The organism is Flavobacterium pisciphilum (genome assembly GCF_020905345.1).
GTDB classification, from domain to species: Bacteria; Bacteroidota; Bacteroidia; order Flavobacteriales; family Flavobacteriaceae; genus Flavobacterium; species Flavobacterium pisciphilum.
Genome location: NZ_JAJJMO010000001.1, coordinates 5296653 through 5312071, shown reverse-complemented (window position 1 = coordinate 5312071; position 15419 = coordinate 5296653). Strand labels below are relative to the sequence as shown.

Below are 15419 nucleotides of genomic sequence, written 5' to 3'. Positions count from 1 at the left end.
CCTATTATCTTAATATCAAATAAACAGCTTAAAGAATAATGACTTCAGGATAACCAATGCCCTTTAGTATTCAATCGAAGAACTTTTTGATTCTCTATTTTTAATTAAATTATAAAATAAATTTTATCTTGCTAATAATCTTAAAACTAAAAACTAATTGAAAATAATTAAAAGTAAACTAGTTGTAATTCTTCTATGCCTCATTGCTTTTTCTTCTTGTAAGGATGCTGAAAAGATTTCTGATAAAGAAAAGGAAGAAAGTAAAAATACCAAAGAAAATAGCGACGAAAGAGAAAAAACAGCTATTATATTCTCTTTCAACAATGAGGATAATACCGAAATAATTAAAATATCAGGTAGTGATGTTAGCGATGAGGATAGTTTTTTACTTGTTGGAGATAAAAATATATTGATAGTTTCAAAGTATAAAAAAGACAAAGAGAATCTACAATTGATTCAGAATGATACTTTGCTAGTTGCTAAATACAATCATGTTACGATTGACCCACAACACATTTTAAGAAAAAAGATTCAAAATGTAGATTATTTTCTATTTGCCTTAATGGAATCCCCCTTAGGTAATGGAGATCCTGGATTATACTTAAGTTTTATAATGTTAAACATGGATACCCTGAAATTTTATACATTAAAGTATGATGGAGAACCTACTTTAAGATCTGATAATGCTGTTGAAGGTGAATTCTTAGACAACACAGTATTAAATCATAACATTACAATCAAAAAAGAATTATATCTGTTTGCTCAAAAAAGTAAATGGATTTATACCCCATCTTCAGAAGAAAAAGATATCAATCACTATAGGAACTTTGAGCAAAAATGGCATTCTGATAACTATCCTAAAGGTGCAGAATCTTTTTATCCCTCTATTATTAAAAGTACTTATTATTCTGAAAATCTATTTCAATATAATGGAAATTATGATAATGATGAAGTCATTGAAAATAAAGATTTTAAAATTGTCACCTATTTTCGTAATAACATTATAGGATATGACAAGAATAAAAAATTATATTTCCCAATTACCGTAGAATCCTGCGCTACAGGATGTGACAAGAAAATAGAATTTGTATCAGAAAATGAAATAGAGATATCATACGAAATGAATGTCCAAAAGACTGATACTATCGATTTGAATAAAATTAAATTTGAAAATCCCCCTGTCAAAATTTAAAACTGCATTGTAGTACATTCTTCCAGAAGACATACATCTATACTCTGCAATTTTTTTATTCAGACAAGAACGCGATGCGACGGTTTAAATTAGTTTTTACTCAAGCAATATACCTATAATTTCCTCCCACAATGCCAGTAACTGTTCCTCTTTTTTAGTATCGGTAAGCGTTCCCACGTTTGTACACAGGACGACGCTGGTATTTTTGGAAGGAAAATAAAAAGCATAGGCACCGGCACCAGCACCACTACCCTCGTGGCCGACTGCCTGCAGGCCGCCATTGGTTTTATAAAAATGCAGCCCTAAGCCATATATCGGCGTACTCTGATAACTAACCGCAGCCTTCATTTCTTCCAACGATGCGGGTGACAGTACCGTTTTGTCATGGAGTAGCTTGTAGTAAAATCCAGCTATATCCTGAACGGAAGCAACAATACCGTCATCGCCAATGAAGGTAAGTACTGTACCCAACTGCAATTCGCTCACATCACTAAAAGTGCCGTCTATTTCTAGATAGTTATCTGTCGTCCCTTCGGGAGCTACAGTGCTTGCCGAGCCTGCTATATAATATGTGTTGGAAAGTCCAATGGCGTTAATTATTTTGTCCGTAATATACCTTCGATGCCCGTTTGGAGTAACCCTGTCAATAATAATAGCCAGCAAGTGATAATTTATATTGCAATAACCAAATGAGGCGCCGGGTGCAAATTTTGCTGGTTGATCGTATACATAGCTCAATACTTGTTCGCTCGTCATAGGCAGTGGCCCTGTAACAACATCATTTAAAAACTGATCGTTATCTAAATAATCAGGAAGTCCTGATGTCATATTAAGCAGTTGCCTTACCGTAATGATATTTCCGTTTGGCAGATTATTACAAATGTTAGGAAGATAGGTATTTACTTTTGCATCGAGATTAATTTTGCCCTCCTCTTTCAGTTTTAGGACAGCAACTGCAGTAAAGGTTTTTGAAATACTCTGCATATAGTGAAGTGCAGAAGTGGCCATCGGCTTTTCATTAGTTACCGCATCTCCTGCAACTAGTGTATAACTCTCGGAAGCTGTCTTTACACTAAGGCTTACGCCGGGGAAGTTGGACAATGCTGCATCAAGTTTTTGCTGTGTGAGGATTTTTTTATCAGGTGAGGATTTTGAATCGTCATTGCTGCATGAGGTGATAAAAGATAATAAGGCGACTGCCAATAATTTTGCGATTTTCATGATATTCATTTTTTGATTGATCACAAATGTACTTTAACGTTTACCCATAAAAATTGACCTAAGTCAACTCAAAGATTTTGCGCGGATACGGCTGAGCCGCTCCTGCGAGATTCCCAAATACGAGGCAATATATTTAAGCAGGATCTGTTGTACCTTCTCAGGCTGCCTGCGATACAACTGGTGGTAGAGCTGCTCGGCCGTATAGGTCTTAAATTCAATATGCCGGCTTACAAGTACCTCAATGTAATGTGCCAAAAGATTTTCTATAAAATCCCTCATTTCAGGATGCATACTCTTTAGGTGTTCGAGCTTACTGCGATTTACTTTGATGATCGTACTGTTTGTAATAGCCTCAATAGTTTCTGTGCTGGAGGTATCGGTAATAAACGCGTAAGGAGCAGTGTCGATGTCTCCGGTAAAACTAAACCCGATAATCATTTCCTTATCTTCCACAAGCCGGTAGGCCCTGAAGCTTCCCGACAACACTATAAAAAAGAAATTGCACCGCTGGCCAGCTTTTATCACAGGTTCACCTGCCTTTATTGTCATTTCTGTACCTAAATCCATCAATAATCGTATTAGCACTCCTCTAGGGTTTTTCATAGCCTTATTTAATTGATTTTGTGGATTGATATACATTATTTGTTTTAGAAAAATATGAATTACTTAAATACATTGTACCCTGAAACCTTACCTCAATGTAATTCTCCCTTTGGAACAACATTCTACAGACGAAGCTCATACATGGCAATCCTGCAACATCTACAACTTTATACTTTTATCTGGTTAATAGCCGAATCACTTGGAAACAATTGTTCTAAAATAATAAAAAACTGAATCTCATTATAAAGACAAACAATGTCAATGATGTTGTTTTTTCAACAACAGCTAGTAATAAAAACTTTTTTATAAAATGTGATTTGAATTATTTAAATGTAAAATTCGCATAAGAAAAAGTGAGAAAGGTATCAAAAGCTTAAAAATGTACAAACTGATACCTATTTGTTGGTATTAGCCAATGGAATTTCAGCGAATGCTTTTAAAGTTGGTATTTTGGTATATTTTACAGATCGATAGTGTAAAATTCCTATATTAGTCACTTTAAAGATCATCAAATGGAAATTAGAACTGATTTAGAGCGTGTTTTGTGGCATGAGATAGGACATCTATGTATTGACCTTATAGAAATTGAAGACAGTCCTGATTTTTTCGTAGATGACTTATGGGTGAATTATCATAAAATCGCAATTTCCGAGCATAAATGGGAAGGAGGAATCAGGATGCTTCCTTCGATCAAGTATGAAGTATTGCTTCAAGATGATGATAAAACTTCATTTGCACTACTAGGGCTGATTTCAGGCTGTGTTTTTCAAACGTTGTATTTAAAGGAATTCTTAAAGGATGCTGATGTTGGTTTTGAGGATTGTTTTTGCATACAGCAAAAGTGTGGTGGAAGGGGAGATATCATGTCCTTTCTGGAAATAACCTCATTAATAAGGAGAAAGTATGGTTTAAACAGAGACTTTATACAGTTTATCGAAAGGGAGCTGCAGCACATTTATTACGATATTATTACCAAAAATCAAGAATTTTTAGGTGAGCTCCATAGTTTAATAAGCCACTACAAAGCAATCGTTTATGATGTATATGAACAGTCAGAGAATAAGGACAAGTTTGAATATTCCCTCAAAGGGAATTATCTCGATTCATTAAAAGAAGAGGTCTTTAAGCTAATGAAGGGGACAGGCTTTTATGATGCGGTTAAAGAACTTAAAGAATCCATTAAAGAGAAAATGACCGAAGTTCAAAAAAGCAGTACTGCAAGCTAAATTAAAGAATAACAAATAAATACAATGGATAGAATAGAATTAGGAAATGATGTCAATGTATGGCTGGAAGAATACTTGAAAACTGTCGAAGAGAAATTAGCTTCGTTATCTCGAGTTGAGTTAATCAGCGAAATGAAAAACTTGGAATCTGCATACACGGACCAACAATTGGAAAAATTCCCTGATAAGGTAATGATTTCTTCCTTAAAGGCTAACTGCAAACATGCTTCAGTCATCGGAGCATATATAATATTGGATCAACTTCAAAATAATGCAAGTGATGCTGTTATTCTAAATTCTGTTTCAGGGCTGATCCAAACAATTTCAAAAGCAAAAGTGGATGAAAAGACTAGAGAAATGAATGCAGAATTTGCGGAAAAACTAAGGGAATATGAAGAGGAATAAAATTGCAGAAATGATGCAGTATGCCCAATCTTAGCAATTTTACAGGGGCAAACGAAGCTTTCGGTGGTGCTATTATCACTATGATTTATAACATAAATCCCGCTCCCTGAATATAAAAGAAGACTTTGGAGGTCTTCTTTTATATTTTAGAAATGGAGCGATCCACGTTGTTGAAGAATCGTTTGTTTTTAGTTCTTGAACTCATTCATTAAAGCCTCGAACTTGGAATTTAGGTAGACAGAACCCTCCTGCTCGGTACTGTCTGAATACTGCTGCCTGCTGCCCTTTATATAGCCTGATGCTCCTGCAAAGCTATGAATGCACTCAGATTTGATGCATTCCAGCAGAAATTGCTGTACATCTTCGATTGCGGGCCTCTGCAAAGGATCAAAAGACAGCATCTGGCTGATGAACGATTGAATTTCAGGTTCAATAGCAATATCAGTTTCAGTTATCGCACAACCATTTTTTATCCATTTTTTCCAAGAATCATCCCGCATCCATTTTGTGCTGTTTCCATCCTGCGGTTCCGGCCAGTAGTCTTCCAGCTCTATCCCAACCGGATGCAGCCCGCCAGTCATCATCTCATAAAAAATTACCCCAAGGGCAAATACATCTGTAGCGCTTGACAGCGTTTGCAGGTTCCATTGTTCGGGTGCCATGTAAGGTCTTGATCCCTGAAAGACTTCATCATCAACCGAAGCATTTGCCAGTCCGAAATCTGCGATAAGAGCAAGTTGATGGATATCGAGATCATCCAGTCCTTCATATATTTTTTTCATCTCTTTAACTAAAATATTGGCTGGTTTTAAATCCTGGTGAGAAGTGAGGCCTTTGCTGTAACAGTGGATCAGGCCTTCGCAGGCGTAGGCAAGCAGTGATAATCTGCTTATGCGGCTAAGCAGTCTTTCTTTTAAAAAATAACCTAAATCACCAGTCCAATAACGGTAAGATGCGCTTGGAGTATTTGCAACGGTATGAAAGTCAAAAGCGCAGCAGACAAAAGAACTTCCGTAAAAAGAGTGCTGGAGTTTCAGTTCGCGAATAAAACGGCTGATAGTCTGTGTATAGCCGGGGTCATTTTTCAGTTTTTTAGGGACCTTTACACATATGAAACGCGGATAGGTTACTTTTCCTTGGTCATAGACATAAATTTCGCCACATATCCCACCCAGAAGGCTATCAAATTTACCCCTAATTTCTGTTCTGTTTTCGATCAACATTTTTTTATACTTCAAGGGCTGGTCGTAGAAGTCTATTTCACTCATAATTAAATTTAATTTTTTAATTAAAAATCATTTCCAAATTGGTTTTGTCAGTATACAATAGCTAATATAGGAAAAATCGTTTAAAACCTTTGAGAAGTGGACTCCATGAAATTTATAAGCTGGGCACTAAAGTAATTCTACGGACACCATTACTTTTTTTTTTGAAATATTTACTTGTTAAATAGAAGAAAAATGCATAAAAAAGGTATATTTTGTTAAATTTACCTTCAATCCCTATGAGCTCCACGATACAAATTTCTATAATTTTATGGAAGATTTGAAGAAATTGGCTTAGCTATATGTAGGGTCTGTCTCTGATTGCCTTAAACAATTCCCTGCATTTTTAATTTTTAAAAACTTAAATGCCACGATTTTGCCATAAAAATAAAACTGATGGTTTTTACGTGTTAATGTTTTGATTATTAATTGTTTATTGTATTTTTTATCGCTATAATTCTTTTTGATGTAAATTTACTGATTGTTTTGTTGGATTGATTGTTTTGTCCTATTTTTTATCTGTATTCTATCTCGAAGTAATTAAGTATTGATTTGTTTTTCTTTTGAGCATGGATACATGAAATATTCCTTCACATTCTTCTATTCCTGAAAAACCTTGTAATAAAATAGTTTAAGCTGTTTAATCTATTATGGAGACATTATATTGTTGGCTGAGCGTAGGCAACAGCACTTTAAAAATCTTGCCTGCCAATAATGGTAGTAATCTCTACGCGTTTATCTCCATTTATTCGATAGTAAATTGTATCAACACCACAAACACAATAACGGTATCCTTTTCTTATGTGGTCCGCAGATGGAAATAAAAATGGATTTTGTTCTATTTTGGAAAAACAGTCATAAAACATATTGAAATAGTGATCAGCTTGATTCATCCCAAACTTAGTGACACCGTAGTAATAAATTCTCTTTAAATCTTCTTTGGCCTCGCTACTAATAAAATAGCTATACATTTCTCAAATCTTTTTTAAACTCGGCTAACACTTCTTCTCTGGTCTGCTTTTCTGCAAAGCCACTTTTTTCTCCCTTATCTATTTTAGCTCTTACAAAGTCATAAAATTCCTCTTGAGAACGTGCTTTTTTAATTAAAAAGTTAATAGCTTCACTTTTACTGCTAAACTCTTCTGAGTTGATCTGATTTTTTAACCACTCTTCATTGGGAGCAGTTAATGATATACTTTGTCGTGTCATAATTATAAAAGTTGTCTGAATGGTGTAAAATTACACCAAAATTTTGAGATAAAAATAAGATTAAATCAAAAAATTAAATAAGAGCGCCTTAATTGTTTGTTGCAGAAATGGTATCAAGTCCAATTTATACCTGTTTATTTTGTAATATAAATTTTTGATAAGATTCAAGTATAATATTAATCAGGAATATGTCTTTGTTCTTACATTGTTTAATGTTGATGTGATGGAATTTGGTGGCGCAATGATGGTATTCAAAATGTGTCACAAAGAGTAGCGATAAAGATAAAGAAAGGAAACCCCGAAAGTTCTATAACTACACATTAAACTTCCACATCACTTGCAATTTAAAAGCGTTTCTTATCATTACTTTACTATCTTTAGTCAAAATCTGAAATATGCGAAAACTATTACTTTCACTGTTATTGCTTCCTTCTTTATTTCAAGCGCAAAATGCAGCTAGTGCCGATCCGGGATTTATTCCTGCTACGGTTTGGAATAATTATGAAAAACAAGTCAACGATATGGCACTTCAGTCCGACGGCAAAATTGTCATTGAGGCTACCCAATATGATTACGATACGGGATGGACGCGAACCATAGAACGACTCAATGCAGACGGTTCGAGTGATGCTGCTTTTAAGGTATTGACCGATAATACGGCAAATTCGCATGAATGTCAGATAGTGATACAGTCCGATGGTAAAATTATATTGGGCTCCCAATTTACTGTAGCAGGTGTAATCAAACCTATGATTCGGCTGAACACCGACGGTACTATTGATACAACCTTCGACACACCAGCTTTGCCAACATCTTCTTATATCTACTGTTTGACCTTGTTGCCAGATGGGAAGCTACTGGTTGGAAATGACTCTTCTAAAAAACTGCTTCGCCTGACCGCCGATGGTGCTTTAGATACCACTTTTTATGATGAGCATCCCGAAATACAGTCTTGCAGGGCCGTATTGGTATTGCCAGATGGCAAGTTGATTGTAGCGGGCTCAATGTTAGATCCAGGAGGGGCGGTTACGTACTACAATATTGAAAAACTAAATGCCAACGGCACAATAGATCCAGCATTTGATATCAGCACAAGTTTTATAGGTCGGAATGGTTATACGTCTTCATTGGCATTACAGCCTGACGGAAAAATACTGGTGGGCGGAAGGTTCGATACTTGCGACGGCAACAATTCTAAGAGCTTAGCACGGCTGCACCCCGACGGAAGTTATGACAACACGTTTACATCCCCAATATATGACACAGAACCTGTGGTAAATGACATTTTGGTGCGACCTAACGGTAATATCCTGATTGGAGGTAATTTTAGCGCGAGCAGTATTTATGGTATTGCTATGCTGTTACCAAACGGTTCAGTAACATATTCTTTTTCGCCATCGATGGCTGGTACTAGCGTTACGATTACGGAATACTCGGAAGTGCGCAGGGTCTTGCAGCAACCTAACGGTATGATCTTGCACTGTGGTGATTATGGAAATATTGGAGGTCAGTTATATAAGACCAACATGATTCGCTTGCTCGGTACTGATAGCTACCTTGTAAACGGCTATACCCGACTTGACATGCAAAATAATGGGTGTACCGATGTCGATCCCGGATTTCCGTACCTTAAGTACAAACTGGTGAACGGTACGACCCAAAGTTCTTATTATTCCACTTCCAATGGTTACCATGGCGTAATGCTCAAAAATGGCACAAGTGTTATCACGCCTATACTTGACAATCCGACTTGGTTCAGCGTTTCGCCATCAAGTATCAGTCTGAATATGCCATCGGCAACGAATTATGCAAACCAGAATTTCTGTGTGACCGCAGTCGGAAGCCACCATGATTTGTCGGTTTCAATAGTGCCAATTAACCGAGCGACACCAGGTTTTGACGCCTATTATGAAGTTTTGGTTAGGAACAATGGTAATCAAACGGCAACAGGTACTGTAGGATTTACGTACGATGCCGCTACGGCGGAATATATCCAAAGTACCCCTTTGGCCGCAGGCGCAGGTTTTGGCTCGGTGACATGGAATATTGAGGGTTTATTGCCGTTATCTGAAGTTAAATATATTGTAAAACTAAACTTAAACACCCCTACCGATACGCCACCACTAAATGCTAATGATGTATTGAAATTTTCAGCAGTAGCAAACATTGCTCAAGACGAAGTTGCGACAAATGATGAAGCGACATTGGAGCAAACGGTAGTAAATTCGTTTGATCCTAATGATAAGATTTGCCTCGGAGGTGACTATGTGCGTCCGGAACATGTAGGTGATTATATGTATTACCGCATCCGATTCGAGAATTTGGGTACGGCATCGGCGCAAAACATTAAGGTGACCGATATGATTGATACCACTAAATTTGATATCGCTAGTTTGAGTCCAGTAGACGGTAGCCATCCTTTTACTACCCGCGTGATACAAGGTAATCAGGTCGAGTTTATGTTCAACAACATACAGCTTGGGTTTGCTGATGAGAATAATGATGGCTATTTGGTTTTTAAAATTCGTTCATTGAATTCGCTTACAGAAGGTGCTGTGCTAGAGAATACAGCTTCGATTTATTTTGACTACAATCTCCCTGTTGTGACAAATACTTCGGTCGTGACGGTGCAGACGTCTTTGCATACTATATCATTTGAAACGATTAAATTGGCGCTTTATCCTGTTCCTGCGGGCGATATGGTATTCATCAGTATTCCCAAACAAGTTAATGTTCAGTCGGTAACAGTGTATAATCTTTTAGGGCAGTCGGTACTTGAAAATGTAAGACCTGGACCCCAAGGCGATGTGAATGTTACAACACTTGCTACTGGAAGCTATTTAATGCGGGTGAGGACGGAACTGGGCGATGGTGTGATGCGGTTTGTTAAAAAGTAGGTGCTGGGCGTAGTTGGTGGTCCCTATGGCATTTGCTCGTAAAGATAATGTGATCGAAAATAAAGAATAGCATTGAGTTATCCTGAAAAAGGTTGACTGAATTAATGTTTCTGTCGCATCTGTTTAATAACTATTATCTTTAGATCTTCGAAATATATTTTATGAATACGAAAGGTCATTGTTTTCCCAAAGTCATTATTTTGCAGGCTGTTTATTTCAAATTGCTATTTACATTGAGTTATCGGGATGTTGAGGAAATAATAAAAATGCGAGGAATAGCAGTTGATCATGCTACGATTCAACGCTTGTGTATAAATTTACACTTTCTTTAGAGGTATAAATGAAGGAAAAAAATAGAATACGGCCTATCTGTAGACTGAATATGACCTTTTTCTGTATGGCTAAATTGTAAAAAATAGAATAAAAGATATAAAAAAAAGCCCATTTCTTACGAAATGGGCTTTTCAGCTTGTGACCTCGACTGGATTCAAACCAGTAACCTCTTGAGCCGTAATCAAGTGCGCTATTCAGTTGCGCCACGAGGCCTTTTTTATTTCTCAATTCAACTATTTTTTGTAGTTTTGTTGAGTGCTTATTGCGGGTGCAAAGATAGGAATAAATGTGAGATATACAAGCAAAAAATAACAGAAAATTTAAAAAAAATGCAGATAAAAAATTATATACGTGATATTCAAGACTTTCCAAAAGAAGGAATTTTATTTAAAGACATCACTCCGCTCCTAAACGACCCAATTGCGCGGAAAGAATCACTAAAAATTTTATTAGACTCTTTAGAAGGACAAAAAATTGACAAGGTAATTGGAGCTGAAAGTCGCGGCTTTTTCTTCGGAATGCTACTTGCCCAAAAGCTAAACGCAGGTTTTGTACCTGTAAGGAAACCTAAAAAGCTTCCTTTTGAGACTATTTCGGCTTCGTATGACTTAGAATATGGAACTGATTCATTAGAAATGCATGTTGATGCTATTAAAAAAGGAGACAAAGTATTAATTCATGATGATGTTCTTGCCACTGGTGGAACTGCCAAAGCAATGTGTGATTTAGTAAATGAATTGGGAGGCGAAATTGTACAATGTAATTTTTTAATGGAGCTTTCTTTTTTAAACGGAAGAGAAAAAATAAAAGGGAATCCCATATTTGCAGCAATAACCTATTAAGCCATCAAAAGCGCTTATGACATCTAGAACATATAAAAACTAGTAGTGACCTGCAACGGGCTTTAAAATCCTCTTTTAAGAGTATACTGCTCCTATTTTGTATTTGTTCCTAGTAAAAAACATCTTAAACAAAAAACATCCCATAAAGAAAGGTCTCTTTTGGGATGTTTTTAATTTTAAAAAGCTGTTAAGCCAATTCTAGTTCTTCAACTTTTAATATTTCTAGTTTTAAATCGCCTTTTTTAGAAGGCCATTCTATAAGTTTACCTACCTTATACCCTACCATTGCAATACCTTCATCTGAAAGAATAGAAATTCTATTTTTACTTGTCTTCGTTTTTTCAGGACCTACAAATACAACTGTTTTTTCTTCGTTGTTTGTATGGTCTTTATAAGTTACTTTTCTATTTACTGAAACAATATCTTCTGGTAAATTTCTTCTTAATACCTGTGATGCTTTTTTAAGTTCAAGAGTCAATAATTTTTCTTCTTCTATTGTTACTTTCTTTCTTCTTAAGTGATCTTTAATTAAATCGTATATTCCTGTTGTTAAAATGATATTTTGTGACATAACTTTCTTGTTTGCTCCATTTCTCATTAGGCATGATAAATAACTCATCATTAAATATCGTATAGCTCTATAGTTTTGGATCCAATGATACCATGGTCCTAAATGAAAATTGAAGATTAAAATAAATGAGCTGTCTAAATAAAGGATCCCCGTCTAGAGTTTTGACAGGGCTTAAAGAATAAACTCTTTTGAGCTTCTTAAGAAAGTATCGTCATGCAAGTATAATAACGTACCCATGAGGCACATCAAGTGATTATCTGTTAAATAAAAATTTGAAGTAGTCATTATATAATATGCTATTAATTCCTCGCAAGATACACCTTTATTTTGAAAGAAAAAAATTTCAAAAAAAAAGTCAAATATCACGAAATAAAAAAGTTAGCTTTAACACACATATAATCTTAAAATAATAGATTTAAAGTAACAATACTATCGAATCCTTAAGAAAGGAATCGTTTACAACCTTACATAAGCTGCTAATTGTACTATATTATTAACAGAATTATTATTTCTACCAAGAACAAATTGATTCATATATCCTGCTTCAATATCAAATTTCGGACTTACTCTCCATCCTAACGCCAAATAAGCTCTGTTTTGATCAAAAAAACGACCATTAGGAGCATTTTCTAAATTCACAAATACTTCATTTTGCAAAGCTATAAAAGCACCATTTGTAAAGCTTGTTGTCTCTGAAAGTGGAAAAACTGAACGGGTAAAATAACGTAATCGCTGTGCAAAATCATAATTATCAGTTACAAGTTCGTTTTCATCAATTGTAGGCTGTCCCATAAAACGCTGTTCTAGTCTAAAACGGTGTTGTAAGGCAACAGGACGATTATACAATGTAAACTGTTGGTTAAAGATAAACTGTTCCCATATTCTATGCTCAGGAATCCAACCATCAATATCCATAACAGACCTATTGTTTCCTATATAAGCATAACCAATCGTGGCAATCATATTGTTTTTTACATGATAATTCAATCCTGCTCGCATAATAAAAGATTGAGTATCTTCCAATTTATCAGTACTTCTCACCTGCCCATCAAAATGGATACTGAATTTATTATCTAGTTTATAAGTAAAAAATGCAGCATTCCAACCACTAAAAGTATTTTGCGTTTGTGCACTCAGGGTTGTGCTAAACAAAAAAATCATGATACTGAATAAAGTAAAGAAGGGTAATCTAAAAAGCATATTTTATTGAATTATATAATGGAATTGCTAATTTATAGAATTTATAATTTAATTAGACTTTTCACACTGTTAATTCTTCTTTTAATCCAAAAAATGAATTATTCTTGTTAATTTATTACAAAAATGAAAAAAAGAGGTTTGGTATTTTATTTCTATAAACTTAAAAACGGAGAAACTAAACCTATTTTTATGATTCCCTTTTTCGATATAATCGCCAACTAATTATAGTTATATGCTTACTTCTTCCTATAAGTTCTAAAAAAAATAGTTTAATTTTTCATAATCTCCAAAGGCAAAGTAAACTTGAATGTACTGCCTTTTCCGTGTTCGCTTTCAGTCCAAATTTTACCTTGATGCATTTTTATAAACTCACTGCAAAGTAACAATCCAAGTCCACTCCCACTTTCATTTTCAGTTCCTCTTTGAGTTACTTTTCCATTAATTTTAAATAATTTATCTTTTATATTATCCGGAATTCCAATACCATTATCAGCTATAGATATTTCTACTTTTTGATGCTTTTTTTTGAATTTAACAGTAATCTCACCATGCTTATCAGTAAATTTAATTGCATTAGTTAATAAGTTACGCACAATAGTATCAATCATATTTTTGTCAGCCTCCACTTCAATAAGTTCAGATGATTCAAACGAAAGGCTTATATTTTTATTTAAAGCAGCATTCTTATTAAGCTCAACATTTTCCTTAATCAAAGTATTTAATAGGATTCTTCTAGGGCTAAATTCAATCATTCCTGTTTGTACTTTCGACCAGTCTAGAAGGTTTTCTAACAGCTTATAACTATTCTTATTCGACTCATGTAGCATTTCTATAATATCCTTAATCTCTTCACGGCTATATTCTTCAATATTTTGTGTCAATATTTCTGAAAGCCCAGCCGATGAACCTAGTGGTCCCCTTAAGTCATGAGCTATGATAGAAAAGAACTGATTCTTGTCGTCAAAAAGTTTCTTTATTTTAAAATCTTGTCTTTCTTTAACTAGTAATAAAAAACCAACAGTTCCGATGAGTGTAAGCAGAAATAAACTGATACTATACAAACTATCAAAGATAGTGTAAGAGAAAAAATCTTTTTGTGGATACAAATAATTATAAAACATTCGCAAAACAATTAAAACTTCAAATCCAACATAACAAAGCACATAAAAAGTTCGGAAAAAATTATGGCCCTTTCCTGTAAAATAACTAATCGTAGGAGGTAAATAAATAGCAAATATTCCCATAGATATAATTAAAATACGAGTGTTAATTGTACTTCCTATTGCTACTGCCGTATTAAAAACTAATATTGCTACAATGGTTATTCCTATTTGTATCTTATATGGTCTCTCCGATTTAGTCTTAAGCATCGATAGCATAGCAATCGTTTCATAATAACAGGCTGTAAAAATGATTGTGTTAGCGATATTAATAGAAATCATATCTGAGATTACCCCTCTTAATAAAATAAATATCCAGCCGATGGTCAGCAATAGTTTTCCATAGCCGAAATTTTTTAATGTTTTCCTATTTTCAGTGGTAGCATATGAAAACGAATAACAAAAAATAAGAATACAGATAAATAAGTTTGCCCAAAAATAAAGAAGGAAAACAGTTTTTGGGTCTAGAGAGAAAAGTTCGAGCATTATAGATTTTAGGAAATTAAAAAAAACCAATAACCAAAGATACAAATTAAGGCAGTAATTGAATGTACTATTATATTGAGTTACTTTCTTTTATTTGATAATTAATGCTCTTTAAATACAATAAAAAACATTATTAAATGTTTATTAAGTAGGTATTACTGTATTTAATTTTAACATTAATTCACATTTATATATTAATATTTTAGAGATATGAAAAGGATATTATTTTTAATAATCATGATTGGTGTATCCTTACAAGGTTATGCGCAGGATGAGCTCAATAATAAATTTAAACCGATTCCGCCTAAAGAATCAAAAATAAAAAAAGCTATTCCTCCTAAAGAAATTACACCAAAAATTGACCCACCACCTATTATAGAAAAACCAGATCCTTTGCAAGTAAACCCAGAGGAGCTTTTTAAAGATAGTAATTTGTATAAAAAAGAAGCGAATGTTGAAGGCATTTTTTATAGACGAAATCAATATTTAGGAAGCTTTAAAACGAAATCATTAACATCTACAATACGTTATCGAGATGCTGCATTTGTAGATGGTGATAAGATAAAAGTATATCTAAATGATAAAATAATTGTACCCGAAGTTAGTTTGAATGGAGAGTTTCAAGAGTTCAAAATAAATTTAGTAGAAGGCATTAACAAAATTGATTTTGAAGCTCTAAATGAAGGTTTTGCCTCCCCTAATACAGCCGAATTTCAGGTTTATGATGATAAAGGAGTTGCCATAGAATCAAGTCAATGGAATGTAGGTACAGGCTATAAAGCTACCATTATATTAGTTAAAGAATAAAT

At 34.4% G+C, this 15419-nt stretch carries 14 protein-coding genes and 1 tRNA gene; 6 read left to right on the top strand and 9 right to left on the bottom strand.

Annotated elements, in window-relative coordinates; translation table 11 throughout:
• The first annotated feature begins 157 nt into the window (after window positions 1-157).
• Window positions 158-1192, top strand: coding sequence for a hypothetical protein (locus LNQ49_RS22725; RefSeq protein ID WP_229991223.1), 1035 nt, complete (start codon window positions 158-160; stop codon window positions 1190-1192).
• Window positions 1193-1288: 96 nt separating this feature from the next.
• On the opposite strand, the gene LNQ49_RS22720 is transcribed toward LNQ49_RS22725, so the two are convergent.
• Both LNQ49_RS22720 and LNQ49_RS22715 read right to left on the bottom strand, forming a co-directional pair.
• A complete protein-coding gene (locus tag LNQ49_RS22720) occupies window positions 1289-2413 on the bottom strand; it encodes a serine hydrolase domain-containing protein (protein ID WP_229991222.1) in 1125 nt (374 codons plus the stop codon).
• A 63-nt stretch (window positions 2414-2476) separates the two neighbouring features.
• Window positions 2477-3052 (bottom strand): Crp/Fnr family transcriptional regulator, encoded by a 576-nt coding sequence (locus LNQ49_RS22715; protein WP_229991221.1) that lies wholly within the window; start codon window positions 3050-3052, stop codon window positions 2477-2479.
• A gap of 476 nt (window positions 3053-3528) precedes the next feature.
• Between LNQ49_RS22715 and LNQ49_RS22710 the strand changes: the two genes are divergently transcribed.
• Both LNQ49_RS22710 and LNQ49_RS22705 read left to right on the top strand, forming a co-directional pair.
• Window positions 3529-4242 carry a helix-turn-helix domain-containing protein gene (locus tag LNQ49_RS22710; protein ID WP_229991220.1) on the top strand — a complete coding sequence of 238 codons (714 nt, stop codon included), beginning with the start codon at window positions 3529-3531 and terminating at the stop codon, window positions 4240-4242.
• Between the two features lie 24 nt (window positions 4243-4266).
• On the top strand, window positions 4267-4647 hold the full coding sequence (locus LNQ49_RS22705; RefSeq protein WP_229991219.1) for a hypothetical protein: 381 nt from the start codon (window positions 4267-4269) through the stop codon (window positions 4645-4647).
• A gap of 188 nt (window positions 4648-4835) precedes the next feature.
• Here LNQ49_RS22705 and LNQ49_RS22700 read toward each other — a convergent pair whose 3' ends face one another.
• From LNQ49_RS22700 to LNQ49_RS22690, 3 genes are all read right to left on the bottom strand, one after another.
• Window positions 4836-5915 (bottom strand): protein kinase domain-containing protein, encoded by a 1080-nt coding sequence (locus LNQ49_RS22700; RefSeq protein ID WP_229991218.1) that lies wholly within the window; start codon window positions 5913-5915, stop codon window positions 4836-4838.
• Window positions 5916-6604: 689 nt separating this feature from the next.
• Complete coding sequence (locus LNQ49_RS22695) at window positions 6605-6883, bottom strand: type II toxin-antitoxin system RelE/ParE family toxin (RefSeq protein ID WP_229991217.1); 279 nt, start codon at window positions 6881-6883, stop codon at window positions 6605-6607.
• A complete protein-coding gene (locus LNQ49_RS22690; protein ID WP_229991216.1) occupies window positions 6876-7121 on the bottom strand; it encodes a ribbon-helix-helix domain-containing protein in 246 nt (81 codons plus the stop codon). Before LNQ49_RS22690 ends, LNQ49_RS22695 begins: the two co-directional genes overlap by 8 nt.
• Window positions 7122-7516: 395 nt before the next feature.
• Between LNQ49_RS22690 and LNQ49_RS22685 the strand changes: the two genes are divergently transcribed.
• A complete protein-coding gene (locus LNQ49_RS22685) occupies window positions 7517-10018 on the top strand; it encodes a DUF7619 domain-containing protein (protein ID WP_229991215.1) in 2502 nt (833 codons plus the stop codon).
• A gap of 472 nt (window positions 10019-10490) precedes the next feature.
• Here the strand turns inward: LNQ49_RS22685 and LNQ49_RS22680 are convergent.
• Window positions 10491-10564, bottom strand: a tRNA-Arg gene (locus LNQ49_RS22680).
• A 116-nt stretch (window positions 10565-10680) separates the two neighbouring features.
• Here LNQ49_RS22680 and LNQ49_RS22675 point away from each other — a divergent pair.
• Window positions 10681-11193 (top strand): adenine phosphoribosyltransferase, encoded by a 513-nt coding sequence (locus tag LNQ49_RS22675; protein ID WP_229991214.1) that lies wholly within the window; start codon window positions 10681-10683, stop codon window positions 11191-11193.
• A gap of 187 nt (window positions 11194-11380) precedes the next feature.
• Here the strand turns inward: LNQ49_RS22675 and LNQ49_RS22670 are convergent, their stop codons facing one another.
• From LNQ49_RS22670 to LNQ49_RS22660, 3 genes are all read right to left on the bottom strand, one after another.
• A complete protein-coding gene (locus LNQ49_RS22670) occupies window positions 11381-11764 on the bottom strand; it encodes a GreA/GreB family elongation factor (protein WP_229991213.1) in 384 nt (127 codons plus the stop codon).
• 456 nt (window positions 11765-12220) lie between these two features.
• Window positions 12221-12964 (bottom strand): DUF2490 domain-containing protein, encoded by a 744-nt coding sequence (locus tag LNQ49_RS22665; RefSeq protein WP_229991212.1) that lies wholly within the window; start codon window positions 12962-12964, stop codon window positions 12221-12223.
• Window positions 12965-13233: 269 nt separating this feature from the next.
• Window positions 13234-14610 carry a sensor histidine kinase gene (locus LNQ49_RS22660; RefSeq protein WP_229991211.1) on the bottom strand — a complete coding sequence of 459 codons (1377 nt, stop codon included), beginning with the start codon at window positions 14608-14610 and terminating at the stop codon, window positions 13234-13236.
• A gap of 210 nt (window positions 14611-14820) precedes the next feature.
• Here LNQ49_RS22660 and LNQ49_RS22655 point away from each other — a divergent pair, with 210 nt between their 5' ends.
• Complete coding sequence (locus LNQ49_RS22655) at window positions 14821-15417, top strand: hypothetical protein (protein WP_229991210.1); 597 nt, start codon at window positions 14821-14823, stop codon at window positions 15415-15417.
• Window positions 15418-15419: the final 2 nt, after the last annotated feature.